At 72.1% G+C, this 24,247-nt stretch carries 21 protein-coding genes, 1 tRNA gene and 1 pseudogene; 9 read left to right on the forward strand and 14 right to left on the reverse strand.

The window, feature by feature from the left end:
* Position 1: 1 nt before the first annotated feature.
* The 3 genes from dnaJ to dnaK form a co-directional block, all read right to left on the reverse strand.
* Positions 2 to 1,147, reverse strand: a complete 1,146-nt coding sequence (dnaJ, locus tag ACIOHG_RS12805) for a molecular chaperone DnaJ (protein ID WP_400948968.1) — start codon at positions 1,145 to 1,147, stop codon at positions 2 to 4.
* Between the two features lie 139 nt (positions 1,148 to 1,286).
* Entirely contained in the window at positions 1,287 to 1,877 is a 591-nt protein-coding gene (grpE, locus tag ACIOHG_RS12810) for a nucleotide exchange factor GrpE (RefSeq protein ID WP_400706929.1), read from the reverse strand.
* Positions 1,874 to 3,721 carry a molecular chaperone DnaK gene (gene dnaK / locus ACIOHG_RS12815; protein ID WP_400948971.1) on the reverse strand — a complete coding sequence of 616 codons (1,848 nt, stop codon included), beginning with the start codon at positions 3,719 to 3,721 and terminating at the stop codon, positions 1,874 to 1,876. Before dnaK ends, grpE begins: the two co-directional genes overlap by 4 nt.
* Positions 3,722 to 4,027: 306 nt before the next feature.
* Between dnaK and ACIOHG_RS12820 the strand changes: the two genes are divergently transcribed.
* From ACIOHG_RS12820 to ACIOHG_RS12840, 5 genes and pseudogenes are all read left to right on the forward strand, one after another.
* Positions 4,028 to 6,241, forward strand: a complete 2,214-nt coding sequence (locus tag ACIOHG_RS12820; protein WP_400948973.1) for a (Fe-S)-binding protein — start codon at positions 4,028 to 4,030, stop codon at positions 6,239 to 6,241.
* A 126-nt stretch (positions 6,242 to 6,367) separates the two neighbouring features.
* Positions 6,368 to 7,441: a LamG domain-containing protein gene (locus ACIOHG_RS12825; protein ID WP_400948975.1), complete on the forward strand. Its 1,074-nt coding sequence runs from the start codon at positions 6,368 to 6,370 to the stop codon at positions 7,439 to 7,441.
* A gap of 212 nt (positions 7,442 to 7,653) precedes the next feature.
* A pseudogene (locus ACIOHG_RS12830) lies at positions 7,654 to 8,727 on the forward strand (sugar phosphate nucleotidyltransferase); the annotation flags it as partial.
* A 171-nt stretch (positions 8,728 to 8,898) separates the two neighbouring features.
* The gene (locus ACIOHG_RS12835) at positions 8,899 to 9,924 is read left to right on the forward strand and encodes a Yip1 family protein (protein WP_400948976.1); all 1,026 of its coding nucleotides are present in this window, start codon (positions 8,899 to 8,901) and stop codon (positions 9,922 to 9,924) included.
* A gap of 184 nt (positions 9,925 to 10,108) precedes the next feature.
* Positions 10,109 to 11,002 carry a metal-dependent hydrolase gene (locus tag ACIOHG_RS12840; protein WP_400948979.1) on the forward strand — a complete coding sequence of 298 codons (894 nt, stop codon included), beginning with the start codon at positions 10,109 to 10,111 and terminating at the stop codon, positions 11,000 to 11,002.
* Between the two features lie 94 nt (positions 11,003 to 11,096).
* Here ACIOHG_RS12840 and dcd read toward each other — a convergent pair whose 3' ends face one another.
* Together dcd and ACIOHG_RS12850 are read right to left on the reverse strand one after the other, a co-directional pair.
* Positions 11,097 to 11,672: a dCTP deaminase gene (gene dcd, locus ACIOHG_RS12845; RefSeq protein WP_400948982.1), complete on the reverse strand. Its 576-nt coding sequence runs from the start codon at positions 11,670 to 11,672 to the stop codon at positions 11,097 to 11,099.
* A gap of 72 nt (positions 11,673 to 11,744) precedes the next feature.
* Positions 11,745 to 11,966, reverse strand: coding sequence for a hypothetical protein (locus ACIOHG_RS12850; RefSeq protein WP_400948984.1), 222 nt, complete (start codon positions 11,964 to 11,966; stop codon positions 11,745 to 11,747).
* 158 nt (positions 11,967 to 12,124) lie between these two features.
* Here ACIOHG_RS12850 and ACIOHG_RS12855 point away from each other — a divergent pair.
* Positions 12,125 to 12,195 (forward strand) — tRNA-Gly (locus tag ACIOHG_RS12855).
* Positions 12,196 to 12,332: 137 nt separating this feature from the next.
* Here the strand turns inward: ACIOHG_RS12855 and ACIOHG_RS12860 are convergent.
* From ACIOHG_RS12860 to ACIOHG_RS12885, 6 genes are all read right to left on the reverse strand, one after another.
* The gene (locus ACIOHG_RS12860) at positions 12,333 to 13,037 is read right to left on the reverse strand and encodes a hypothetical protein (RefSeq protein ID WP_400948987.1); all 705 of its coding nucleotides are present in this window, start codon (positions 13,035 to 13,037) and stop codon (positions 12,333 to 12,335) included.
* A 68-nt stretch (positions 13,038 to 13,105) separates the two neighbouring features.
* Positions 13,106 to 14,917 (reverse strand): hypothetical protein, encoded by a 1,812-nt coding sequence (locus ACIOHG_RS12865; protein ID WP_400948989.1) that lies wholly within the window; start codon positions 14,915 to 14,917, stop codon positions 13,106 to 13,108.
* Positions 14,918 to 15,020: 103 nt separating this feature from the next.
* Positions 15,021 to 15,932, reverse strand: a complete 912-nt coding sequence (locus tag ACIOHG_RS12870; protein ID WP_400948992.1) for a ribosome-inactivating family protein — start codon at positions 15,930 to 15,932, stop codon at positions 15,021 to 15,023.
* A 45-nt stretch (positions 15,933 to 15,977) separates the two neighbouring features.
* Entirely contained in the window at positions 15,978 to 16,904 is a 927-nt protein-coding gene (locus ACIOHG_RS12875) for an aegerolysin family protein (protein ID WP_400948995.1), read from the reverse strand.
* Positions 16,905 to 16,972: 68 nt separating this feature from the next.
* Positions 16,973 to 17,224: a hypothetical protein gene (locus tag ACIOHG_RS12880; RefSeq protein WP_400948997.1), complete on the reverse strand. Its 252-nt coding sequence runs from the start codon at positions 17,222 to 17,224 to the stop codon at positions 16,973 to 16,975.
* 197 nt (positions 17,225 to 17,421) lie between these two features.
* Positions 17,422 to 17,667: a hypothetical protein gene (locus tag ACIOHG_RS12885; protein ID WP_400948999.1), complete on the reverse strand. Its 246-nt coding sequence runs from the start codon at positions 17,665 to 17,667 to the stop codon at positions 17,422 to 17,424.
* Positions 17,668 to 17,819: 152 nt separating this feature from the next.
* On the opposite strand from ACIOHG_RS12885, the gene ACIOHG_RS12890 reads away from it, so the two are divergent.
* Positions 17,820 to 19,001 carry a LuxR C-terminal-related transcriptional regulator gene (locus ACIOHG_RS12890; protein WP_400949002.1) on the forward strand — a complete coding sequence of 394 codons (1,182 nt, stop codon included), beginning with the start codon at positions 17,820 to 17,822 and terminating at the stop codon, positions 18,999 to 19,001.
* Between the two features lie 745 nt (positions 19,002 to 19,746).
* Entirely contained in the window at positions 19,747 to 20,295 is a 549-nt protein-coding gene (locus tag ACIOHG_RS12895) for an RBBP9/YdeN family alpha/beta hydrolase (protein WP_400949003.1), read from the forward strand.
* Positions 20,296 to 20,302: 7 nt separating this feature from the next.
* Here the strand turns inward: ACIOHG_RS12895 and ACIOHG_RS12900 are convergent, their stop codons facing one another.
* From ACIOHG_RS12900 to ACIOHG_RS12910, 3 genes are all read right to left on the reverse strand, one after another.
* A complete protein-coding gene (locus ACIOHG_RS12900) occupies positions 20,303 to 20,905 on the reverse strand; it encodes a hypothetical protein (protein ID WP_400949005.1) in 603 nt (200 codons plus the stop codon).
* A gap of 29 nt (positions 20,906 to 20,934) precedes the next feature.
* Positions 20,935 to 22,443 (reverse strand): LCP family protein, encoded by a 1,509-nt coding sequence (locus ACIOHG_RS12905; protein WP_400949008.1) that lies wholly within the window; start codon positions 22,441 to 22,443, stop codon positions 20,935 to 20,937.
* A 221-nt stretch (positions 22,444 to 22,664) separates the two neighbouring features.
* Complete coding sequence (locus ACIOHG_RS12910; RefSeq protein WP_400949010.1) at positions 22,665 to 22,892, reverse strand: hypothetical protein; 228 nt, start codon at positions 22,890 to 22,892, stop codon at positions 22,665 to 22,667.
* A 161-nt stretch (positions 22,893 to 23,053) separates the two neighbouring features.
* Here ACIOHG_RS12910 and ACIOHG_RS12915 point away from each other — a divergent pair, with 161 nt between their 5' ends.
* The gene (locus ACIOHG_RS12915) at positions 23,054 to 24,229 is read left to right on the forward strand and encodes an ROK family transcriptional regulator (RefSeq protein WP_400949013.1); all 1,176 of its coding nucleotides are present in this window, start codon (positions 23,054 to 23,056) and stop codon (positions 24,227 to 24,229) included.
* Positions 24,230 to 24,247 lie beyond the last annotated feature (18 nt).

The raw sequence follows: 24,247 nt of genomic DNA on the forward strand, positions 1-24,247 counted from the left end.
CTCACGCTCCCTCCGCCGCCTTGAACAGGGCGGCACGCGGGTCGTCCGAGGCGGTGGCCTCGCGGTACTGCTCCAGTGCGCTCAGCGCGTCGCCCTCGACGTGCTTGGGCACCACGACCTCCACGGTGACCAGCAGGTCGCCGCGGGTGCCGTCCTTGCGGGTGGCGCCCTTGCCGCGGGCCCGCATGGTCAGGCCGTTGGCGCTGCCGGGCGGCAGCTTCAGCTTCACGGCCGGGCCGTTCAGGGTCGGCACCTCGATGGTGCCGCCGAGCGCCGCCTCGGGGAAGCTCACCGGCACGGTGATCGTCAGGTTGTCGCCCTTGCGCCCGAACACCGGGTGCGGGTCGACGTGCACCGTGACGTAGAGGTCGCCGGGCTGGCCGCCGCGCTCGCCCTGGGCGCCCTTGCCCTTGAGCCGGATCCGCTGTCCGTCCTGCACCCCGGCCGGGATGCGGACCTGCATGGTGCGGGCCGAGGAGGCCCGGCCGCTGCCGTGGCAGACGGTGCACGGGTCGTCGACGATCATGCCGCGGCCCTTGCAGTCCCGGCACGGCTCGGAGAGCGCGAAGGCGCCCTGGCCCCGGCTGACGGTGCCCGCGCCCACGCAGGTCGGGCAGACCCGCGGGGTGGTGCCGGTCTTCGCGCCGGTGCCGGCGCAGGCCCGGCAGGCGGCCTGCGAGGTCATCCGCAGCGGCACGGTCGCGCCGTCGACGGCCTCCTCGAAGTTCAGCGTGACCTCGGTCTCGACGTCGGCCCCGCGGCGCGGCTGGGCGGTCTGCCGACCGCCGCGGTTGAACAGCCCGCCGAACACGTCGCCGAGACCGCCCGACCCGCCGCCACCGTTGGTGAACAGGTCGCCGAAGTCGAACCCGCCGGCGGCGCCGCCCCCGTTGGAGCGGAAGCCGCCGCCCGCGAACAGCGAGCGCGCCTCGTCGTACTCCTTGCGGCGCTTCTCGTCCGAGAGCACGTCGTACGCCTCGGAGATGTCCTTGAAGCGCTCCTCGGCCTTGGCGTCGCCCTTGTTGGCGTCCGGGTGGAACTCCCGGGCCAGCTTGCGGTACGTCTTCTTGATCTCGACGGCGGTGGCGTCCTTGGGCACGCCGAGGACCTTGTAGTAGTCCTTCTCCACGTAGTCCTTAGCGCTCATGGCCTTTGACCGCCACCTCCCTGATCTGCCTGATCTGCCTGATCTGTTCGCGTCTGTTCGCGGAACCTCGTGATACGGCGCTGCGGAGCCGGCCGCCGTACTGGACGACGTACGACTCCGCAGCGCACGGGGATGCTACTCAGCTGTCGGACGAACCGTCAGCCTTGCCGTTCTCCGGCTCGCCGGTGGTCTGGGTGCCCGGCTGGGGCTCCGCGACCGCGACCATCGCCGGGCGGATGATCCGCTCGCCGATCCGGTACCCGGGCTGGAGGATCTGCACGCAGGTGTCCTCGGTGACGTCCGAGGAGTAGCTGTGCATCAGCGCCTCGTGCATGGTCGGGTCGAAGGGCTCGCCCTCCTTGCCGAACTGCTGCAGCCCGAGCTTGGCGACGACCGTCTCCAGCGACTCGGCCACGGACTTGAAGCCGCCCGTCACCTCGCCGTGCTCGCGGGCCCGGCCGATGTCGTCCAGCACCGGGATCAGCGACTCCAGGATGCTGGAGACCGCGATCTCCCGGACCGTCGCCCGGTCGCGCTCGACCCGCTTGCGGTAGTTCTGGTACTCGGCCTGGAGGCGCTGCAGGTCCGCGGTGCGCTCGCCGGCCTCGCGCTTGGCGGCGGCCAGTTCGTCGGCACCGGCACCCGCGACGGCCTCTTCGGCTGCCTTGAGCACGGCCTCCTCGGCGGCGGAGTCGTCGCCGGGCTGCTCGCCCTGCGGCTTCTCCGTCATGCGGCACCGCCCTTGGGCTTCTCGTCGTCGACGATCTCGGCGTCGACCACGTCGTCCTCCTTGGCGGCGGACTCGCCGGCCCCGGCCGCACCGGCCGCCGCGCCCGCGCCGTCGGCCTGCGCGTAGAGCGCCGCGCCGAGCTTCTGGGCGGTGGTGGAGACCTTCTCGGTGGCGGTGCGGATGGCCGCGACGTCCTCGCCCTTGAGGGCTTCCTTCAGCTCGCCGATGGCGGTCTCGACCTCGGTCTTGACGTCGGCCGGGAGCTTGTCCGTGTTGTCCGCGATGAACTTCTCGGTCGAGTAGACGAGCTGCTCGCCCTGGTTGCGGGTCTCGACGGCCTCGCGGCGCTTGGTGTCCTCCTCCGCGTAGCGCTCGGCCTCCTCGCGCATCCGGTTGACCTCGTCCTTCGGCAGCGAGGAGCCGCCGGTGACGGTCATCTTCTGCTCCTTGCCGGTGCCGAGGTCCTTCGCGGCCACGTGCATGATGCCGTTGGCGTCGATGTCGAAGGTGACCTCGATCTGCGGCAGGCCGCGCGGGGCCGGCGGCAGGCCGGTCAGCTCGAACATGCCGAGCTTCTTGTTGTACGCCGCGATCTCGCGCTCGCCCTGGTAGACCTGGATCTGCACGGAGGGCTGGTTGTCCTCGGCGGTGGTGAAGATCTCGGAGCGCTTGGTCGGGATCGTGGTGTTGCGCTCGATCAGCTTGGTCATGATGCCGCCCTTGGTCTCGATGCCCAGGGACAGCGGGGTGACGTCGAGCAGCAGGACGTCCTTGACCTCGCCCTTCAGCACACCGGCCTGCAGCGAGGCGCCGATGGCCACGACCTCGTCCGGGTTGACGCCCTTGTTGGCGTCCTTGCCGCCGGTCAGCTCCTTGACCAGCTCGGCGACGGCCGGCATGCGGGTGGAGCCGCCGACCAGGACCACGTGGTCGATCTCGGACAGCTGGATGCCGGCGTCCTTGATGACGTTGTGGAACGGGACCTTGCAGCGGTCCAGCAGGTCGGCGGTGAGCTGCTGGAACTGCGAGCGGGTGAGCTTCTCGTCCAGGTGCAGCGGGCCCTCGGCGGAGGCCGTGATGTAGGGCAGGTTGATCGAGGTCTCCGAGGAGGAGGACAGCTCGATCTTGGCCTTCTCGGCGGCCTCGCGGAGGCGCTGGACGGCCATCTTGTCCTTGGACAGGTCGACGCCGTGGCCGGCCTGGAAGACCTTCACCAGGTGGTCGACGACGCGCTGGTCCCAGTCGTCGCCGCCGAGGTGGTTGTCGCCGTTGGTGGCCTTGACCTCGACCACGCCGTCGCCGATCTCCAGCAGCGAGACGTCGAAGGTGCCGCCGCCGAGGTCGAAGACCAGGATGGTCTGGTCGTCCTTGTCCAGGCCGTAGGCCAGGGCGGCCGCGGTCGGCTCGTTGACGATGCGCAGGACGTTCAGGCCCGCGATCTCGCCGGCCTCCTTGGTGGCCTGGCGCTCGGAGTCGTTGAAGTAGGCCGGGACGGTGATGACGGCGTCGGTGACCGTCTCGCCCAGGTAGGCCTCGGCGTCCCGCTTGAGCTTCTGCAGGATGAAGGCCGAGATCTGCTGGGGGTTGAAGTCCTTGCCGTCCAGGTTGATCTTCCAGTCGGTGCCCATGTGGCGCTTGACCGACCGGATGGTCCTGTCGACGTTGGTGACCGCCTGGCGCTTGGCGACCTCGCCGACGAGCACCTCGCCGTTCTTGGCGAAGGCGACGACGGACGGCGTGGTCCGAGCGCCCTCGGCGTTGGTGATGACCGTGGGCTCACCGCCCTCAAGAACGCTGACGACGGAGTTCGTCGTACCGAGGTCGATGCCGACCGCGCGTGCCATCGTGAATACCTCCGGGGGAGAAGTTGAGCAGTACAGGCTCAAGGATGCATGACCGATCCGGCATCGTCAACAGCTTTGAGTCGGTGTTGCTCAACTTTACTGAGCGCTTATGTCGCGGGCGCCCCGGCGGACCCCTCCGGTGTGCTCCGGGCGGGTGAGTCCGGGCACAGTGACTGCCGCCATACCTGGAACGTCTTCTGGGAGGTGTGGGGGCGCGGTAATGTCCGGCGCGTCGACCGTGCAAGTTACCGCTGAGTACACTCTGCGGGAGACCATTTCGACCCAGCCGCTGGAGACGGAGAGCCGATGCAGCTAGCAGCGATCGTCATCTCGCTGGTCACGTTCGTGATCGGCACCGCGCTCGCCGCCCGTGCGGCGCTGTACATCTACAAGGTGGTGCGCACCGGCTCCGCCGACGGCACCCGGTTCGGGCAGCCCGCGCAGCGCGTGGGCACGGTGGCCAAGGAGTTCCTCGGCCACACCCGGATGAACCGCTGGGGCGTCGTGGGCGTCGCCCACTGGTTCGTCGCGGTCGGCTTCTTCTCGCTGGTGCTCACCCTGGTGAACGCCTTCGGGCAGCTCTTCGATGCCGAGTTCGCGCTCCCGGTGATCGGCCACTGGCTGCCCTGGAACGTCTTCGTCGAGCTGATCGGCACGCTGACCACGCTGGGCATCCTGACCCTGATGGTGATCCGGCTGCTCAGCCTGCCCTCCCGGGCCGGGCGCAAGTCGCGGTTCGCCGGCTCGATCGCCTGGCAGGCGTTCTACGTCGAGTACACGATCCTCGGCATCGGCCTGTGCATCATGATGCTCCGCGGCCTGGAGGGCGCCCTGGAGGGCGTCGACTCGTACTCCGCGACCTACCTGGTCTCGTACCCGATCGCCGCCGCCTTCCACGGCACCGCGCACGGCACCCTGGTCAACCTGGTCTACCTGTTCGCGATGCTGAAGATCTGCATCTCCTTCGCCTGGGCGATCACCATCGGCGTCAACCCCTCGATGGGCGTGGCCTGGCACCGCTTCCTGGGCTTCTTCAACATCTACTTCAAGCGCGAGGAGGACGGCGGCGTCGCCCTCGGCGCGCTCCGTCCGATGACCAGCAACGGCGCCCCGATCGACTTCGAGGACCCGGCCGACGACGCGGTCTTCGGCGTCTCCCAGGTCGAGCACTTCTCCTGGAAGGGCATCCTCGACTTCTCCACCTGCACCGAGTGCGGCCGCTGCCAGTCGCAGTGCCCCGCCTGGAACACCGGCAAGCCGCTCTCGCCCAAGCTGCTGATCATGAGCCTGCGCGAGCACGCCTACGCCAAGGCGCCGTACCTGCTCGCGGGCGGCGGCAAGGACATGGAAGGCACCGAGAAGGCCACCGCCGAGCAGCTGGCCGGGGTGTCCCCGGAGGCCCTCGCCGAGGCCGAGCGCCCGCTGATCGGCACCGTCGAGGAGAACGGCGTCATCGACCCGGACGTGCTGTGGTCCTGCACCACCTGCGGCGCCTGCGTCGAGCAGTGCCCGGTCGACATCGAGCACATCGACCACATCGTCGACATGCGCCGCTACCAGGTGATGATCGAGAGCAGCTTCCCGACCGAGGCCGGGACGATGCTCAAGAACCTGGAGAACAAGGGCAACCCGTGGGGCCTGGCCACCAAGGCGCGCCTGGACTGGGTCAAGGAGCTCAAGAAGGAGACCGGCATCGAGGTGCCGGTGATCGGCGAGGACATCGACCCCGCCGAGGTCGAGTACCTCTACTGGGTCGGCTGCGCCGGCGCCCTGGAGGACCGGGCCAAGAAGACCACCAAGGCCTTCGCCGAGCTGCTGCACACCGCGGGCGTGAAGTTCGCCATCCTCGGCAAGGAGGAGACCTGCACCGGTGACTCCCCGCGCCGCCTCGGCAACGAGTTCCTGTTCCAGATGCTCGGCGCGCAGAACGTGGAGACCCTGAACGCCGCGCTGGAGGACGCCCCCACCAAGCGGATCGTCGCCACCTGCCCGCACTGCTTCAACACCATCGCCAACGAGTACCCGCAGCTCGGCGGCCACTTCGAGGTGATCCACCACACCCAGCTGCTGCAGCACCTGATCGACGAGGGCAAGCTGCTGCCGGTGAACCCGGTGGAGGGCCTGATCACCTACCACGACCCGTGCTACCTCGGTCGGCACAACAAGGTCTACACCCCGCCGCGCGAGATCATCGGCAAGGTGCCCGGCCTGCGCAACGAGGAGATGCACCGCCACAAGGAGCGCGGCTTCTGCTGCGGCGCCGGCGGCGCCCGGATGTGGATGGAGGAGCGGATCGGCAAGCGGATCAACACCGAGCGGGTCGACGAGGCGCTGTCGCTGAACCCGGACATCGTCTCCACCGCCTGCCCGTTCTGCCTGGTCATGCTCTCCGACTCGGTCAACGGCAAGAAGAACGAGGGCGCCGCCAAGGAGCACCTGAAGGTGGTCGACGTGGCCCAGCTGCTGCTGGAGTCCGTCAAGGCCCTCCCGGCCGAGGACGCCGAGCCGGTCGACGCCTGACGCCCCCTCGGCACTCGGACCCCGGACGCCCGCAGCGGCTCCGGGGTCCGGACGTTCCCGGAGGTCGGACGAGGTTCCGGGACCGCGACGGGCAATGGTCGCCGGACGTGGCACTAGCATTCGCGCATGACTGCTGACGGGGGAATACCGGGGCCCGGCGGCCCCGGTGGCGGCGGGCCGTTCCACCTGCCGCCGGTGACCAGTTCGACGCCCGACTGGGCCGCGCTCGCCGAGGCCCGGGAGCGCGAGGAACGCCGCCGCCGGATGCTCCGGATCGGCGGCGGGGCCGCGGTGGTCGCCCTGGTCGGCGGCCTGGTCGCCACCGCCCTCGTGGTCACCCGCCCGTCCCCCGGCACCGACGCCCGGCCCGCCCCGCCGGTCACCCTCCAGCCCGACGGGACGGCCTCCCCGGAGGCGACGGACCCCGCCGCGTCCGCCGGCCCGTCCGCCTCCGCCGCGTCCTCGCCCGCCCCGTCCGGCAGTGCCGCCGCCTCGCCCGCCGCGAGCGGGAAGGCCACGGCCAAGGCGAGCCCCGGCCCCGGGAAGAGCTCCCCGGCGGCCGGCACCCTGCCCGGGCTGCTGCTGGGCAGCGGGACGGCGATCGGCCCGACCGAGGGCCACAGCGGGCCGACCATGGTGCTCTACGGCAACGGCATCGGCTGGGCGGACAGCCAGAGCCCGGTGGTCGACACCTCGAAGTCGTTCACGGTCTCCGCGCTGGTCCGCAACAACGCACCGACCGGCGGCCGGGCCGTGATCACCCAGGGCAGCGACAGCTACTACTCGTTCTACCTGGGCCGCGACTACTGGGGCACCCACAACCAGTGGGTCTTCAAGGTGCAGACCGCCGCCGGGGCCCAGGACAACACCACCTACCAGGCCTTCGGCACCGGCACCCCGCCCACCGGCCAGTGGACGCTGCTGACCGGCGTCTACGACGCCGCCGCCAAGAAGATCATGCTGTACGTCAACGGTGCGCTCCAGCAGGCCACCCCCGTCACCGGGATCTGGCAGACCACCGGCGGCCTGCAGCTCGGCCGGACCCGCTACAAGTCCGACTGGAGCGACTTCTGGGACGGCGCCATCGCCGACGTGCAGGTCTGGGACCAGGCCCTGCCCGCCCCCGCCGTCGCCAAACTGCAGGGCTCCGGGGGCACCGCCGCGGGGACGCCCGCCAAGCGGTCCTGGCTGCTGCCCTAGCCGGTGCCCCGGCCGGACGTGCCGATCCGCACATCAGCCCGACGGGAGGGGGTGGCACTCAGACGCTGTTCGAGCAAATAGAGTATGGGCGGAGCCGGGGAAAGGTCCGGCTCCGTCGGAGGCCGGTTCGTGCCGCCCCGACCACGCCACCGAGCGAGCACACCGGACCCTGCAGCGCCGGGCCGCCGGGATCTGAGCAGGGGAGACACGACATGACCGAGGCGATCATGCTGGTCGGCGGCAAGGGCACCAGGCTCCGCCCCTTGACCACGCACACGCCCAAGCCCATGCTGCCCGTCGCCGGTGTCCCGTTCATCGCGCACCAGCTGGCCCGGGCCGCCGCCGCCGGTGTCACCCGGGTGGTGCTCGCCACCTCGTACCTCGCCGAGGTCTTCGTCGACCACTTCCAGGACGGCAGCCCCTACGGCCTCGAACTGGTCTACCTCACCGAGGAGGAGCCGCTGGGCACCGGCGGCGCGATCCGCAACGCCGCGGCCGGCCTGACCTGCGGCCCCGACGAGCCGGTGCTGGTCTTCAACGGCGACATCCTCTCCGGCCTCGACATCGCCGCCCTGCGCGACTCGCACACCGCCTCCGGCGCCGACGTCAGCCTGCACCTCACCCGGGTGGCCGACCCGCGCGCCTTCGGCCTCGTCCCGACCGACGAGAGCGGCCGGGTGCTGGCCTTCCTGGAGAAGCCGGAGACCCCCGAGCAGATCGTCACCGACCAGATCAACGCGGGCTGCTACGTCTTCACCCGCTCGGTGATCGACCGCATCCCGACCGGCCGCGAGGTCTCCGTCGAGCGCGAGACCTTCCCCGAGCTGCTCGCCGAGGGCGCGCTGCTGCGCGGCGTCGTCGACACCTCGTACTGGCTGGACCTCGGCACCCCCGGCGCGTTCGTCCGCGGCTCGGCCGACCTGGTGCTCGGCAAGGTCGACTCCCCGGCCGTCCCCGGCCCCACCGGCGAGGCGCTGCTGCTGCCCGGCTCGCAGGTCGACCCGGCCGCCGTGCTGAGCTCCGGCACCGTGGTCGCCGCGGACGCCGAGGTCGCCGCGGGCGCCATCGTCGAGGGCAGCGTCGTCCTGCAGGGCGCCCGGATCGAGGCCGGCGCGTACGTCAAGGACTCCATCGTCGGCGCCTACGCGGAGATCGGTGAGCGCTGCTCGCTGGACGGCGTGGTGATCGGCGACGGCGCCGTCCTGGAGGCCGAGAACGAGCTCCCCGCCGGCCTGCGGATCGCCTGCGGCACCCGCCTCCCGGTCGGCGCCGTCCGGCTCTCGGCCGGCCCCGGCGGCTGCGAGGCCGGCCTGACCAACGCCGCCGCCGTGCACGCCCCGGGCGCCCGCCTGCTCGGCTGACGGCCGCCGGGCGGCACCGTCACAGGACGGCTGCAATCCGGCCCCACCGCCATGATCACCCGACGAGGGGTCAGCCCTTGCGGGTACCGTCGTGGCGTGGCTGGCAATCGACACGACGACGGGCGGGGCGCCGACCCCCGGCACAACTGGTCGGCCCCCCGCCCGGGCACCCCCCACGGGGGCGACCCGCGCGCGGGCGCGCCCACCGGCGCCCCCGAGTACTTCACCTCCCCGCAGCCCGGCCACGGCGCCCGGCCCGGCCACGACCAGCCCGGCTACGGCGACCAGCCGGGGCACACCAGGGCTTTCGCGGTCGGCGAGCAGCCGTACGGGGGCCCGGGGTACGGGGAACCGGGATACGGCGACCCGGCGTACGGTGACCCGGGCTACGGGGGCCCGGCGTACGGTGGCGGGCCGTACGAGGCCTACGAGCCGTACCAGGGGCCGGGCTACCAGGAGGGCTACGAAGGCCACCAGGGCCACGACGGGTACGGCGGCGGTCCGGGGGCGGGTGGTCCCGCGGCCGACAACGTGGCGGTCTACCGGGCCGGCGGCCGCTCCGGGCCGCGCGCGGACGGGCCCCGGCTGCCCTGGCGGCCGCTGCTCGGCGGGATCTACCGGCACCCCGCCGCGACCTTCGACCGGATGCGCGACCACCAGGTGTGGCTGCCCGCGCTGACGGTCTCGCTGCTGTACGGCGTGCTCGCGGTGTTCGCCCTCGACTCCACCTACGAGCAGGTGACGCGTTCGACCTTCGCGGTCGCGCTGTGGGCGATCGCCGGTGCCGCGATCGGCTTCACGCTGGCGGGCGGCGTGCTCTCCGCCGTCACCCACGTGCTGGCCAGGCAGTTCGGCGGCGACGGCCCCTGGCAGTCCACGGTCGGCCTGGCCGCCCTGGTCAGCTGGACCACCGACGCCCCGCGGCTGCTGCTCGCGCTGTTCCTGCCGGTCGGCAACCCGGTGGTGCAGGTGGTCGGTTGGGCCACCTGGATCGGCTGCGCGGTGCTGCTGACCATCATGGTGCGGCGCGTCCACGACCTGCCCTGGGGCAAGGCGGCCGGGGCGGCGGCGGTGCAGCTGCTGGCCCTGCTGGTGCTGATCAAGCTGCCCACGCTGGGCTGACCGGGCCGACCGGGCCGACCGGGCCGACCGAACTGCTGGGGCGAACCGCTCGGGCGGGCCGGTTCGGTGGGACGGTCCGATGGGCCGATCTGTTGGGCCGATCTGTTGGGTCCGTCCGAATGGCGGGATTTTGTAGGGTGAGGTGTTCACCGACCGACCCTCAGATCCCGTCCGGAGCCCGCGCATGAGCCTGCCCACCACCCACGTCAGCTTCCCGGCCGGGGCGGTGACCGGCGAGTCGCCGATCATCGCCGTGCGGGCCCTGCCGGACGGCCGCACCGCGGTGGTCACCGCCGCGACGCCGTTCCACCCGGTCGACCACACCTGGCCCGACCAGCCCGCCGACCTCGGCACCCTCACCGTGGACGGCGCGGTCCACCCCGTCGTCGACTGCCTCACCGGCGCCCTCGGCCCGGACGGGACCTTCGCGGCGGGCATCGACATCCCGGTGCGGCGCGGCGACGAGGAGTGGTCCTGGCTGGTGCTGCACGTGCTGGCCGCCGGGGCGCTCGGCGAGGAGGCGGTCGGCCGCACCGCCGCGCTCGCCGTCGACCCGGAGCGGCGGGCCCGGCTCAGCGCCGCGCACACCGGCTGCCACCTGCTGGCGCTCGCCCTGAACGCGGCGCTCGCCCCGCGCTGGCGCAAGGACCCGGGCCGCGCCGACGCCTTCGGGAACCCGGACTTCGACAGCCTCGCCATGGACAGTTCGGTGATGGACATCGAGGCCAGCACCGACACCTACCGGATCGGCAAGTCGCTGAAGAAGAAGGGCTTCACCGTCGACGCCACCGAGGAACTCCCGTCCCTCGCCGACGCGTTGCCCGCGCTCGCCGCCGAGGTCAACGACCGGCTGGCCGGCTGGGTCGCCGCCGACGCGGCCGTCCGGATCGACGTGCCCGGCCCGGAGCTGACCGCCCGCCGCCGCTGGCACGCGGACCTCCCGGACGGCCCGGCCGAGCTGGCCTGCGGCGGCAGCCACCTGCACCACCTGGGCGAACTCGTCGAGCTGCGCACCGAGTTGACCCTCTCCGCAGACAGCAGCGAGCTGGTCGCCCGGACCACCCCGAAGCGGGCCTGAACGCGCGTGAGGGCCGACCCCGTCCTGCGGGGCCGGCCCTCGTGCGCTGCCGTCACCGGCCGGGAGGCCGGTGCAGTGTCGGTTCCCCGACGGGTCAGATCTCGGTGCGGTGGAAGTTCAGGTGCGAGCGGGAGGCGGTCGGGCCGCGCTGGCCCTGGTACCGCGAGCCGTAGCGGGCCGAGCCGTACGGGTGCTCGGACGGCGAGGAGAGCCGGAACAGGCAGAGCTGGCCGATCTTCATGCCCGGGTACAGCTTGATCGGCAGCGTGGCGACGTTCGACAGCTCCAGCGTCACGTGCCCGCTGAAGCCGGGGTCGATGAACCCGGCGGTCGAGTGCGTCAGCAGCCCGAGCCGGCCCAGGCTGGACTTGCCCTCCAGCCGGGAGGCCACGTCGTCCGGCAGCGTGATCACCTCGTAGGTGGACGCCAGCACGAACTCGCCCGGGTGCAGGATGAACGCCTCGTCGCCCTCCGGCTCCACCAGCCGGGTCAGGTCCGGCTGTTCCTCGGACGGGTCGATGTGCGGGTAGCGGTGGTTCTCGAATACCCGGAAGAACCGGTCCAGTCGGACGTCGATGCTCGACGGCTGAACCATCGACGGGTCGAACGGGTCGATCACGACCCGGCCGTTGTCGATCTCGGTACGGATGTCCTTGTCAGAGAGCAGCACGCCCCAGAGCGTACGTGCCGCGGGGCGGGCACCCAAAAGCGCCCGCCCCGCACCGCCGTTCCCGCCACCCGCTCAGGCCGGCGAATCCACCGCCACCAGGCGCAGCCCGCGCGCCAGTTCGGCCGCCGTCAGTGCCGACACGTCGGCCGGCACCGAACTCCGCAGCCGCCCGCACCTCGGACACCGCAGCAGCCGGGCCGGCCCCACCCGCCCGACCTGCAAGTGCTGCATCGGAAACGCTGTCGTGCTGAACACATGCCCTTCGGCACAACGAACCACGGTGCGCTGCTCCATCGGTCCCCTTCCCACAGTTCCGCCGGACAGCGTCACATTAGGGGATCTACCGGACGCCCCTCCGCGAGGCTCGCCGCCGCCCCCGACCCGCGCCCACCGCCCCCGCACCATGGGGTACAGTGGTCCTTGATCGGGCCGTCACTGACGGTTCGTCAGCTGCGGGCGTAGTTTAATGGTAGAACATGAGCTTCCCAAGCTTAGAGCGCGAGTTCGATTCTCGTCGCCCGCTCTAGCAGTAAAGGCCCAGGTCGGCGACCTGGGCCTTTCGCATTGTTTAGACCAATTCACCTCCGCCGTGCCAGATCCGTGCCAGAACGCAGCCGCCCCCAGGTGAGGTGTGCTCGATGGGGGCGCCAGGAGCCGTCCTCAGTCGGCGGTGCCGAGGGCTTCGGCGAGACGTGCGTCCTGGTCGGGGTAGGGCCCCGAAGCGGACGCCGCGGGGGCTGTAGGAGCCGCCGCAGAGCAGCACGCGGCTGAGGTGGGGGGGGCGGTGCTGGCGCCGCTCAGAGGAGAGCTCCCTTCGAAGAACCACGTCTCGCCGTCCCAGAAGGAGTGGTCGAGCAGGGCGTCGGCAGGAGTGGCCGCGGCCTCGGGCGGAGTGCCGATGGAGGCAAGGGCGCGGGCGACGGTCGCGGTGGCGTCGGCCGACAGGTCGACGTCGCCGAGGACGGCCGGCAGGAAGAGCCGGCGGGCGTCCGGGTCCGTGCTCCCCGGTCCGTTGCCTGAGTGCCGGGCGACGTGGGCCAACTCGCGCCAGGCGAGCCCGGGGCCGGCGAAGTGGCCCTCGATGCCGGCCAGTGAGCGTGGCCGATCCCGGTCGGGGTGGGCCACGTAGTAATCGACCCCTCCGTCCTCGGCGAAGTTGCGGTGGATGATCAGGATGCTGTGGCCGTGCTGCATGGGCAGTCGGAGGACGGGCCGGGCCGCCGGGTCGGAGAGCCGTTGGTGGGCGGCGTCCGCGTCCGCGCCATCGGCACCGAACGTGGCGGGCTCGGGCTCGAAGTCCTCGCCCTCGGCGAGCCACAGTAGGTATGCGGCCCAGAAGCCGGGTCGGGGAGTCGGCAGCAGCATCACGGCAGTGCACGCGCATCGCGATGCCGTAAGGCGCGAAACCACAGAGACAGGCGGGCAGATACGTCTCACTGCTCTCCGGGGTCGTCCCTGCCCTCAGCGCCGTCCTCGTCGTGGGTTCCCCGGTCGTCATCGGTGTGGTCCTGCCAGTCCCGTAGGAGGCGGCCGAGTTGGTGGAGGAGCCATTCACCGCTGGTGGATGCTCCCGGAGCCGTGAGGGGGTGAACAAGCATGGCAGTCGCGGCGAGGACGGCCAGGGCCGCCTGCCGAGCGCCGATCGTGGGGGCGAGGCGCTCATGCAAGCGGTACAGGTGCCTGGCACCGCGGGCCACGATGAGTCCCTCGAAGCGTAGTTGGGCGCTGTCTCCCCTCATGCCCTTCAGAGTGGCGAGCGCGGCGGGCACGTCTGCGGGGTCCCAGGTGTCGGGATTGGCGTTGAGCCATTCGATCAGGACGGCCAGCTCGTCGTCACCGCAGGAGAGCGATGGGTAGCCGGCGGATGCCGGTGCGGGCAGCGCGGCCCGGAGCTCGGGCAGGCTGGTATCTACCGGGTTGCTGTCCAAGATGGCGTAGAAGAGGGTGCGGGTCATGGCGGCCGGGCCATGCCCCTGGATCTCATCGAACGCCTTGATATCCCAACTGGGCTCGGCGGCGGCCCGCTGAGCGTGGGACTCGAACCGGTTGACCGCGTGCGTGGTCATGTTGGCGCGCGGAGCGCGCGGGTTCTTCTGCGCGGCTTCCGCCGCTGCCCGGGTCGAACGCCAGACGAGGTTGTAGATCTCCCCGAGGGTGCGGTGCTCGGCGACCTTGAAGGCTGCCTGTTCCAGACGGGCGGTGTGGTTGTCGGGGACGGTCGGAAGGTACAACTCGTCGACCCGGTTGTGGAAGTAGCGCAGGGCTTCGTCGGCGATGAGCTCCCGGGCCAGTGCAAGGAGATCGTCCTGACGACCACTGGTCAGGGCTGCCGGGGCGAGGGCTTCGGCCAGGCGGGCATCGAGCTGCTCCACAGCCGTGGCTGCGCTGGTGCCGTACGGGGCGAAGTACCGCGCCAGCGTCGGGTAGAAACTGCCTGTCACCTGCGGCGTGGCGAGAGCTTCGAGATCTCGGTCGGCCTCGCGCAGAGCGTCCTCGAAGGCAGCCGGTACCCACTCGAAGGCTTTGATCGGACTGGAGGGGTGAATCTTCACCAAGCGCGCGCGTACGAGCTCCCCGAGGAGCGAGACGGCCTTGTCCATGTCCGGGTGCAGTGGATCCGGCCAGGAATCGACGTCGGAGATGGGCGAGGTGGACGGCGCGTACCGCAGTAGCGCCAGTGTCGCGACCATCTGCCGGACCGAGGCACCGGGTAGGGCATCGCCGTCCGAAGGGAAGACAGCCGGGTATCTGTTCTCGATGACATCCTGCTGGCTCCGCTGCCACTGGGCACGCGCGTCGGTGACGACTTGCTGGGCCTGAGCCTGCGCCTTCGCCGCCTCCCGCTTGGCCTTGCGGGTGGGGTCGATGACGAGCCGAATGGCAGCCTGGAGCGAGTCGGTGCACTCGACACACGCCGGATCCACGCCATCGCAGACCTGCTGGAAGGCGGTACGGGAGGTGAGGCTGAGCGGGCCATCGCATTTCGGGCACTGCTGGCCCGGCACGACGGCTCGCACGCCGGCAGCGGCGACGGCGTAGATCTGACGGCCCCAGCCTGCGACGTCGATGTCCTTGGTCTTCTCGCACCACACCGGCGTGCCGTACTCATCGGCGAACCCGGCCAGCGCCCAGTAGCGTTCACCGATGGCCACGAGCTCCGGATCGGCACCGTCGACGGGGACTACGGCGGGAATCAGCGTGGAGAGGTCGACGACGGATGGCTGGGGGCCAGGAAGGTCGGTCACGGAAAACACTCTAGGTGTCGAGGCCGACGCGCTCGCTGGCTTCGGAGTCGCCGCCCACTGCGTCCGCCCGCCGGAGCGGCGCTCCGGCGGGCGGACCGATCGGCTACTGGTGGGTGCCGCCCGCGCCGGGCCGAAGCAGCAGGGCGAAGACGGAGGCGACCGCGTTGAGGCTGTTGAAGGTGACGCCGCCGTAGGTGACGGCCGCCGGGTGCTGTCCGTGGGCGGTCTCGTTGGCCCAGTTCGACACCCGGCTCCACCGGTTCTCCAGGGTGACCTCGTTGGTGGTGAGGGTGGCCGCGCCCCCGCTCCTGAGCCCGGCCGAGACGGTGTTGGCCAAGGGGATCTGCCTGGCCGCCTCGGCGGTCGCGCCGATCAGCCGGATCAGTGAGGTGGCGGCGGCCGCGTTGTTGCCGGCGCTCGGGTTGTAGGTGGCCAGCGTCTCGATGTCCGCGCTGAGGAAGTCCGTGCTGTACCTGAGGGTCGAACGGTCCACCTGCGAGGTCGACCCGAGGCTGTGGTCCCCGGTGTAGTTGCCGTCGAAGGCGAGGGTGGTGATCTGGGTCGCGTTGATCTGGCCGGTCAGGTTGTAGTCGCTGAACTGGAACACCTGGTTGGACCCGGTCACGCCGAAGCCTCGCAGGTAGAGGTTGGCACGGGTGTAGTAGAGGGTGACCCGGTGGCCGTCCATCGAGCTGATGTTGACGGCGATGATGCCGTCGTTGTTGACGGGGTAGGTCATGGGCACGCCGGGGTTGCCGATCCGCTCCTGGGTGGCCGCCGCGCGGAGCTGGCCGAGCATGGTCACGTAGGCGGCGTAGGCGCGGTTGTCCCGGAACAGCTGCCAGGTGATGCGGTTCGTGACGGCGTCGTTGACGGGCGTGGCGACGTCGGCGGCCGGGGCGGTGGCGGCCGGGGCGGGTTCGACGAGGGGCGCGGCGGCAGCGGAGGCCACGGGGACGAGGAGGGCGGTGGCGGTGGCCAGGGTGAGGAGGGGCGCGAGGCGACGGCGGGTCATCGGTGGTGCTTCCTGTCGGTGGTAGGGGTGGGGACGGTCTGTCGGTCAGTTCACGGTGAAGGTGACCGTGGCGTTGTCGCCGGAGCCGCCGGAACGGACGCAGGTGTGCTTGGTCGGGGCGTTGCAGCTGTAGGAGTTGGACCCGGAGAAGGGGTTGTCCCAGCTGATGGAGACCGTGCCGACGCCGGCCATGACGTAGCTGGCGTGGCCTTCGGTACCGGTCATGAAGCCGTCCGACTCGCTCTGCCAGAACGCGTGGCCCGAGGGGTTGATCAGGGACGGGGGCATCAGGGTGTGCGCGCCCGTGCTGGTGTTGCGGACCGTCCAGATGCCGTGGTCGAGTCCCGCGTCGGTTCGGCCGAGGATCTGGCCGCTGTTGTTGATCAGGTTGACCCTGGTGCTGCGGGAGGCCGCGCGGGAGACGGGCGGGGTCTCGGCGGCGAGCGCGGCGGTCCGGGCGCCGTTCGTCGGGCTGAGCGTGAAGGTGACGGAGGCGTTGTTGCCGCTGCCGCCGGACGTGGCGCACTTGTAGTGGGCGGGGTCGGAGGTAGTGCAGGAGTAGGTGTTGCTGCCGGAGAAGGGGTTGTTCCAGGCGACGGTGACGTTGAGGACGGCGGAGCCCTGGAAGTTCACGCCCGTGTACCTGGCCTCGCCCTGGGTGCCGGTCATGAAGCCGCAGGAGTGGCTGCCCCAGGAGGAGGTGTGGTCGTACGGGATGGAGCTCGGCGGAATGTTGTTGTTGTTGTCCCAGCAGCCGTGGGAGAGCGAGGTGCCGGCGAGCTGCAGGTTGAGTTTGGTGGTGTTGACGAGGGACACCGCGGTGGAGCGGGCGGACGAGAGCTCTCGGGGCGGCTCGGCGGTGGCGGCCTGGGCGGAGCCGGCGGTGGCGAGCACGGTGGCGCCCATCAGGAGGGTGGCGGCGGCAGTGCCGGCGAGCCGGGCGGTGCGGCGCAGGGTGGTGTTCTCGGTCATGGGGAGGCGTCGGCCTTTCGTGAGGGGAGGGGACGGGGGCTGCCCGGGCGGGGTGGGGCGGTGACCGATTACTGGAAGTAGAGCCGGTAGGCGGTGCTGCCCGTGATGGGGTCGCAGACGTAGCCGTTGTAGAGACCGAGTCCGATGGCCAGCGATCCGGCGCTGGTGCAGGCGCGGTAGTTGGCGTACTTGCCGCCGTAGACGCCGGCGACCGCGGCGACGCGGGGCTCCGGGGAGTGGCCGGTGGCGGCGTGGGCGGCCGTCGTGGTGCCCGCCAGAGCGGCGGTCATCAGGGCCGTGGCGATGATGCGGTGGCGCAAGGGTGTTCTCCTTCGAATTCGAGGCGACGGGGAGCGGGCGCGTCCGTTTTTTGGCATAGGCATGACAGTGATGCCGCCGGGCGTGTGCCTGCTCCTGGTACGGCTGGCTTCCGGTGTGACGTTCCGGGGCTGGTTCCCACCCGCCCAACCGGCAGCGGATGGCGCCCGCTGCCCCTGCCCCGGCGGAGCCCGAGGGCTCAGACGTGGCAGTGTCCGTGGGGGAGGCCGTCTCCCCATGCGGTGGTCCGGCAGGGGAAGAAGGGCTTGGTCGCCGCGTCATGGGTCGCCGCGTCCTGGGTCGCCGTGGCCCCGTCCGTCGAGGCGGTGGTTGCCGCTGCGGCCGTACCGCTGACCGCCGCCGCAGCCGTACCGGCGCCGGCCAGGCTGGCCAGCGCCAACCCCAGTACCGCCGCGGCCGTCCGCCGTGCAAACCTCTTCTCCACGGAATGCTCCTTCCTCACAGCTCTGTGACCTGCACTGCGTCGACCGCCGCCCGGTGCGGCCGCCGACAGGAAGAAGATTCGCAGAGCGGATGAGGCCGCCGGGAGATGTGATACGTCTCATCAACACGCCATGCACGTTCAGGAGGTATGCGGTGCGCCTCACCGAGGAGGCCCAGAGGCTCTACCACTGGGCGCTGATCAACGACCCGGTGACCGAGAGCTCGCGCGCCCAGGCCGCCGCCGGGACCGAACTCGACGAGGACACCTGCCGGGTGGCGTTCGAGGCCCTGATCGACGCCGGCCTGCTCGAGGCGGTCGGTACCCCGGGCGGGACCGTCTGGCAGGCTCAGAGCCCGCAGGCCGCCGGTGCCAGGCAACTGGCCGAGGGCGAGTCCGCCCTGCGCGGGCAGGAGGACGCGCTACGGGAGCGGGCGGACGAACTGTGCCGCGAACGCGAGCGGCTCCAGGCGGCGCGCGAGCAGTACGCCGCTCTGATGCCCATCTTCCTGCAGAGCCGTCAACTCTCCCACCCGCACGACGTGATCGGCCTGCTCACCGACAAGGTCGCGGTGCGCGCCATGCTCGTCGAGGCCGTCGACGCCGCCCGCGACGAGGTGCTGGTCACCAAGCCCGGCGGCGCCTTCCCGCCCGCCGCGATGCGCGAGGCCCTGCCGCGCGACCTGGCCCTCCTCGCCTCCGGCGTACAGATGCGCAACCTCTACCAGCACGCCACCCGCTACGACCAGCCCACCCGGGCCAACGCCGAAGCGCTCATGGCCGCCGGGGCCGAGATCCGCACCCTCACCGAGGTGCTGCCGCAGATGATCGTCGTCGACCGCGAACTGGCCTTCCTGCCCGCCGTCGGCAGCGGTGCCCTCATCGTCCGGGAGCCCTCCCTGCTCGCCTTCCTGATCGCCTCCTTCGAGCGCGACTGGGGCAACGCCGCGCCGTTCTCCGTCGGCCCGCTGGCCGCCCACGACGTCTCCGAGGACCTCAAGCAGACGATCATCCAGCAGCTGTCCAACGGCTTGAAGGACGAGGCGATCGCCCGCCGCCTCGGCGTCTCGCTGCGCACCTGCCGACGGCACGTCTCCGAACTGCTGGAGTCCCTGGGCGCGACCAGCCGCTTCCAGGCGGGCGTCATGGCCGAACGCCTGCGGGCGGCCGCCGCCCTCGACTCTCCCACCCCGGCGGCCGCCGCCCCCGGGGCCCGCTGCGAGGAGTGCGGCACCTCCCTGCCCCCGGCCGCCTCCACCGGGCGCCGCCGCCGGCACTGCTCGGCGCGTTGCCGCTCCCGCGCCCATCGGGCCCGACAGCAGTCCGCCGGGCCGTGACGAAACCCGCCGCCCCCGTGACGAAACGCCATGCACGGCGTCCTGCTGTCCCATGACGCGCAAATCCGGAAATCCGGCGCATACCCGGGTGATCCCACCCGCCGCACGGTGATGCAACGGAACGAAACCTTCGCAACTCGGCTGCTGTGTCGCGCTGTCGCCAAGCGGCTGAATCCTTTCCGGGCCCGGGGCGGCCCGGCGATCAGGAATGACGAGCAAGTGTTCACGCGACTGGAGCCTTCGGTCTCCTTGCCGTCCTCGCTCAGCCGGGGCCGTCCGACTGGCGGATGCTCTCGCAGGTCGTGGCACCATCGAAGTCAGGCAGGGCGCCCGGATGCCGGCCTCCGGCTGGACGGATCCGGCACGTGCCGGATCCGTGCCAGAACGGGTGGAGAACGGCGGGCAGCGGCGGTCTGTGCCGGGCGTCCGAAGGGGCGGATGCGCTGGTATCGGTGCAGGTCGGGAGCGCTTCTGGGCTCGAAGGCCCAAAGCTTCCCAGGCTTGGAGCGCGAGTTCGATTCTCGTCGCCCGCTCCAGCAGCGAGCCCCAGGTCACCGACCTGGGGCTTCTTCGTTGTCCGGTGGATTCCGGGGGTCGTCTCGGTGGCCGAGAAGGCGGGCCGGAACGGCGGCGCGGCCGGGTGGTCGGCCGCTAGGGTGCGGCCACCAGTGTTTCCCGGGGTCAGCGCCGACCTCCGGTTTCCTCCGCCCGCTGTTCGGCGGGCGTCGAGCAGGAGGTTCCGGCCATGGCACGCCCCACCCACGTGTACCTCGCGGGCATCGGCAACTCCCTTGCCCCGCACTGGCAGTACCGCTGGCACGCGGCCGACCCCGGCGGTGTCTGGGTCGAGCACGCCTCCTGGGAGGAGCCGGTCCGCACCGACTGGGTGGCCGACCTGGATGCCGCGCTGCGGGCGGTCGCCGGGCCGAAGTTGCTGGTCGCGCACAGCCTGGGCTGCGCCACCGTGGTCGAGTGGGCCGCCGAGCACGCCGACCCGGGGATCGTCGGCGCGCTGCTGGTCGCCGCCCCGGACCCGCACGGCCCGGCCTTCCCCGCCGACGCGACCGGTTTCGACCGGCCGAGCCCGGCCCCGCTGCCGTTCCGCACCGTCCTGGCGGCCAGCCGCGACGACCCGTACGCCGCCTTCGGGTACGCGGAGGCGACCGCCGCCGCGCTCGGTGCGGAGCTGGTCGACCTCGGCCCGCTCGGCCACGTCAACGCGGCCTCCGGGCTGGGCGACTGGCCGCAGGGCCGGGAACTGCTCGCCCGGCTGCTGTCGCCGCCGAGAGCCTGACGGGTCGTCAGTCCTGTTGCCGGGCAAGGGTTTCGGCGGCGTGCGGCAGCAGGAACGGGAGCAGGCCGCGGTGCAGCAGCGCGGCGTGCCAGGCGGCCCGGGCGGCGCTGAGGCGTTCGTCCTGGAGCTGGGCGGTGCCGGTGGTGCGGGCGGCGGTGAGCAGCAGCCCGAGCAGGCCGATCAGGGCACTGGTGACGGTGAGGGCGACGCTGGTCCAGGCGGCGGTGCGCAGCGGCCCGGCCAGGCCGTCGTGCGGGCGGGACAGGCCGATGACGCTGCCGAGCAGGAAGAACACGGCGGCGGCGCTGCCGGTGACGACCGGCACGACCAGGGCGAGGGCGCCGAACCAGCCGGACAGCCGGTCGCGGCCCCCGGCCCGGTCGGCCTGTTCGGCTGCCTCGCGCAGCCGGCGGTAGGCCAGGTGCTCGGCCTCGGCGGCGGCCAGGATCTGCGGGGCCCGGCTGCGGGCCAGCGCCCGCAGCCGGACGGCGCGGCCGGGGTCGCCGGCCAGGGCGGCGCGCATGGCGGGGTCGGCGAGCGCCCGGCCGAGGGCGTACTCGAAGTCGGCCCGGTCCTGCGGGTCGGCGCCGCCGCTGTGGTGCGGGTCCATCGCTGCTGTCCTCCGGGGTGGAGCGCCGGTCAGCCGAAGGTGAGGTCGGCGCAGGCGTCGTCGTCGGCGGAGCGGGCCTGGCTGACGCTGCTGGGCAGCGGGCCGGTGGGGACGGCCGGGGTGGCGGCGCCGCCGTGGCCGGCCGCGTAGTCGGCGCCCAGCACGAGGGAGATCCCGGCCTGGCCGGCGGGCTCCAGGGTGGCGCCGGGGAACAGCGCGGCGACCTTCTCGGCGGCGGCCTTCTGCCCGCTGCCGTACTCGACGGTGGTGGTGGCGTGGTTGCGGGTGGCGGCGTTGGAGCGGCCGGTGACGGTGAAGCCGGCCCGCTCCAGGGCGTCGGCGGCGGGGCCGGTCAGCCCGTTGGCGGCGGTGCCGTTGTAGACGGCGACCTTGACGCCGCTGCCGTCGACGGCGGCCGGGGCGCTGGTGGTGGCGGCTGCGGGGCTCGGGGCGGCGGGTGCGGTGGGTGCGGTCTCCTGGCCGTCCAGGGTGCGGTCGGCCTTGAGCGCGGCCCACAGCTGGTCGGCGTCGGGGTGCACGATGGCGACCCGCTCGCCCTGGTAGCGCCAGGGCACGGTGAGGAACTTGATGTCGTGCAGGTCGACGTCCTTGAGCGACATCGCGAAGTCGATCAGTTTCTGCGCCGAGCCCAGGCCCTCGTCCACGGTGAGCGCCTTGGTGGCGGCGTCGGCCAGCGGCAGCAGCGCGGCCGGGTTCATGCCCTGCGCCTTGACCTGCTTGATCAGCGAGGAGAGGAAGGCCTGCTGGCGCTTGGTGCGGCCGATGTCGGAGCCGTCGCCGAGGCCGTGCCGGATGCGCACGTAGTCGAGGGCCTGCTGCCCGGCGATGCTCTGGTGGCCGGCCTTGAACAGCTCCTTGCCGCGGTGGCCCAGGTTGGGGTTGAGGTCGCCCTCGTACACGGCCTTGGGGAGGCAGACGTCGACGCCGCCGACCGCCTTGGTCATGTCGGCGAAGCCCTGGAAGTTGACCACCATGGTGTGGTCGATCCGCAGCCCGGTGAGCTTCTCCACGGTGTTCTGGGTGCAGGCGGGGTTGCCCTGGTCGGTGTCGCCGACCGAGAAGGCGCTGTTGAACATGACGCCGGTCTGCGGCTTGGTCCAGTTCTTGTTCGGCAGTATGCAGGGCGGGATGTCGACCAGGGAGTCGCGCGGGATCGACACCCCGACGGCGTGCCGGTGGTCGGCGTAGACGTGCAGCAGGATCGCGGTGTCGGAGCGGGCGCCGCCGTCCTGGCCGCCGCCGAGGTCCCGGTTGCCGCCGGCCCGCGAGTCGGAGCCGATCAGCAGCAGGTTCACCGGGGTGCGGCCCTGGGCGTCGGCGGCGCCGGCCGCGGGGCGGTCCTTGCTGAGGCCGTCCTGGCCGAAGGTGCTCAGGTTGCCGTTGAGCCGGTAGTAGACCAGCCCGGTGCCGAGCACGGCCAGCGAGACCACGCCGGCGGTGCTCCACAGCAGGATCCGGCGGAGGCGGCGGCCCCGGGTGGGCGGGGCGCCGCGGCCCCGTGCCCTGCGTGCAGACATGACGTCCCCTCACCCGGTGGCCCGCGCTGATCTTCTACAGTGCTGTAGAGGTTCAGCGAAGCATACAAATCCGGTCGAGTGAAGTCACACCCGCTCCCGGGGCGCCGGAGCACGCCGACCGCGCGGAGGCGCCGCCCGGAAACGCCGTCCCGAGACGCGGCCCGGGAACGCCGACCGCCCGCCCGGAGCGGTTCCGGACGGGCGGTCGGGGCGGACGGGTCTCAGTGCGCGCGCAGCAGGCCGAGGTGGACGACGGTGGCCTGGGCCGGGTCCAGCGCGGCGTCGCGGCGGTGGCGGCGGGCCTCGGCGGACTCGGCCCGCTCCAGGGCCTCGCGGCGGGCGTCCTCCGCGGCGGCGGCGTCCACGATGAACAGGTGGCGGCCGGAGCGGACCTCGTTGGCGTGGGGTATCTCGACGCACCAGCGATGACGGCTCTGGGTGGCGTTCATCGGCCTTCCTCTCCCGGCGCGTGCTTCGACCGGTACCTGAGGTACTGCTGCTGCCGTAGACCATAGGTATAGGCCAATTAGTCCGTCAAGAGGCGGAGCGGACCCTCGAATAATCCGTTCAACGGCGAAAATGGACCGGTGGTCCGCTACCGTTGCCGTCCATGACCGCCCCCGCCCCGGCCCCCTCGGCCCGCCGCCTGCGCACCCGGGCCACCCTGCTCGCCGTCCTCGGCGAGCACGGCACGCTCAGCCGCGCCGAGCTCAGCCGGCTCACCGGGCTCTCCCGCTCCGCCGTCGGCAGCGCCGTCACCGACCTGCTCGGCGAGGGACTGGTCAGCGAGACCAGCACCGAGGCCGCCGGCCGCGGCCGCCGCGCCACCGCCGTCACCCTGCGCCGCGCCCACGCCCTGGTGCTCGCCCTCGACTTCGGCCACACCCACGTCACCGCCGCCGTCGCCGACACCGCCGGCACCGTGCTCGGCGAGGCCACCGCCCACCTCGACGTCGACAACCACCCGCGCGAGGTGCTGGCGGCCGCCGAGACCCTGGCCCGGCAGGCCCTGGCCGTCGCCGGCCACCCCCTCGACGCGATCGGCGCGATCGCCGCCGGCATCCCCGGCGCCCTCGACACCCGCACCAACGTGGTCCGCGCCCCCTCCACGCTCTCCCAGTGGATCGGCATGGACCCCGCCGCCGAACTCGGCCGGGTCTTCGGCCGCCCCGTCACCGTCGGCAACGACGCCGAGATGGGCGCCCGCGGCGAACGCGCCTACGGCACCGGCCGCACCGTCAACGACCTGGTCTACGTCAAGGCGTCCACCGGCATCGGCGCCGGACTGCTGCTCGACGGCCGGATCTACCGCGGCGCCAGCGGCATCTCCGGCGAGATCGGCCACATCCAGCTCCCCGACACCGGCACCTGGTGCCGCTGCGGCAACCGCGGCTGCCTGGAGTCCGTCGCCTCGATCGTCGAGGTCCGCCGCCGCCTCGCCCACGTGCTCGCCCCCGGCGCCCGCCCCGGCGTCCCGGTCGACCTCCCGCCGCTCGCCGAACTCGCCGACGTCCCCGCCGCCGCCCGCGTCATCGGCGAGGCCGGCCGCACCATCGGCCGGGTCCTCGCCGACCTGGTCAACTGCCTCAACCCCGCCGCCATCGTGATCGGCGGCGAACTCGGCCAGGCCGGCGCCCCGCTGGTCAACGGCATCCGCGAATCCGTCGACCGGCACGCCCAGCCCGCCGTCGCCGAGGCCGTCGAGATCCGCGCCAGCCGCCTCGGCCTGCGCTCCGAGCTCTACGGCGCGATCGACGCCGCGGTGGCGGCCGCGACCACCGCCTGACCCACCGCCTGACCCAGC

The organism is Kitasatospora sp. NPDC088134, assembly GCF_044741705.1.
Classification (GTDB): Bacteria; Actinomycetota; Actinomycetes; order Streptomycetales; family Streptomycetaceae; genus Kitasatospora.

Coding starts and splice junctions, on each gene's coding strand:
- ACIOHG_RS12910 (WP_400949010.1), bottom strand. CDS start 22,892: ATGAACGCCACCCAGAGCCGTCATCGCTGGTGCGTCGAGATACCCCAC.
- dnaK (WP_400948971.1), bottom strand. CDS start 3,721: ATGGCACGCGCGGTCGGCATCGACCTCGGTACGACGAACTCCGTCGTC.
- ACIOHG_RS12900 (WP_400949005.1), bottom strand. CDS start 20,905: ATGGACCCGCACCACAGCGGCGGCGCCGACCCGCAGGACCGGGCCGAC.
- grpE (WP_400706929.1), bottom strand. CDS start 1,877: ATGACGGAGAAGCCGCAGGGCGAGCAGCCCGGCGACGACTCCGCCGCC.
- ACIOHG_RS12875 (WP_400948995.1), bottom strand. CDS start 16,904: ATGACCGAGAACACCACCCTGCGCCGCACCGCCCGGCTCGCCGGCACT.
- ACIOHG_RS12895 (WP_400949003.1), top strand. CDS start 19,747: ATGGCACGCCCCACCCACGTGTACCTCGCGGGCATCGGCAACTCCCTT.
- dnaJ (WP_400948968.1), bottom strand. CDS start 1,147: ATGAGCGCTAAGGACTACGTGGAGAAGGACTACTACAAGGTCCTCGGC.
- ACIOHG_RS12905 (WP_400949008.1), bottom strand. CDS start 22,443: ATGTCTGCACGCAGGGCACGGGGCCGCGGCGCCCCGCCCACCCGGGGC.
- ACIOHG_RS12915 (WP_400949013.1), top strand. CDS start 23,054: ATGACCGCCCCCGCCCCGGCCCCCTCGGCCCGCCGCCTGCGCACCCGG.
- ACIOHG_RS12860 (WP_400948987.1), bottom strand. CDS start 13,037: ATGCTGCTGCCGACTCCCCGACCCGGCTTCTGGGCCGCATACCTACTG.
- ACIOHG_RS12870 (WP_400948992.1), bottom strand. CDS start 15,932: ATGACCCGCCGTCGCCTCGCGCCCCTCCTCACCCTGGCCACCGCCACC.
- ACIOHG_RS12820 (WP_400948973.1), top strand. CDS start 4,028: ATGCAGCTAGCAGCGATCGTCATCTCGCTGGTCACGTTCGTGATCGGC.
- ACIOHG_RS12850 (WP_400948984.1), bottom strand. CDS start 11,966: ATGGAGCAGCGCACCGTGGTTCGTTGTGCCGAAGGGCATGTGTTCAGC.
- ACIOHG_RS12840 (WP_400948979.1), top strand. CDS start 10,109: ATGAGCCTGCCCACCACCCACGTCAGCTTCCCGGCCGGGGCGGTGACC.
- ACIOHG_RS12825 (WP_400948975.1), top strand. CDS start 6,368: ATGACTGCTGACGGGGGAATACCGGGGCCCGGCGGCCCCGGTGGCGGC.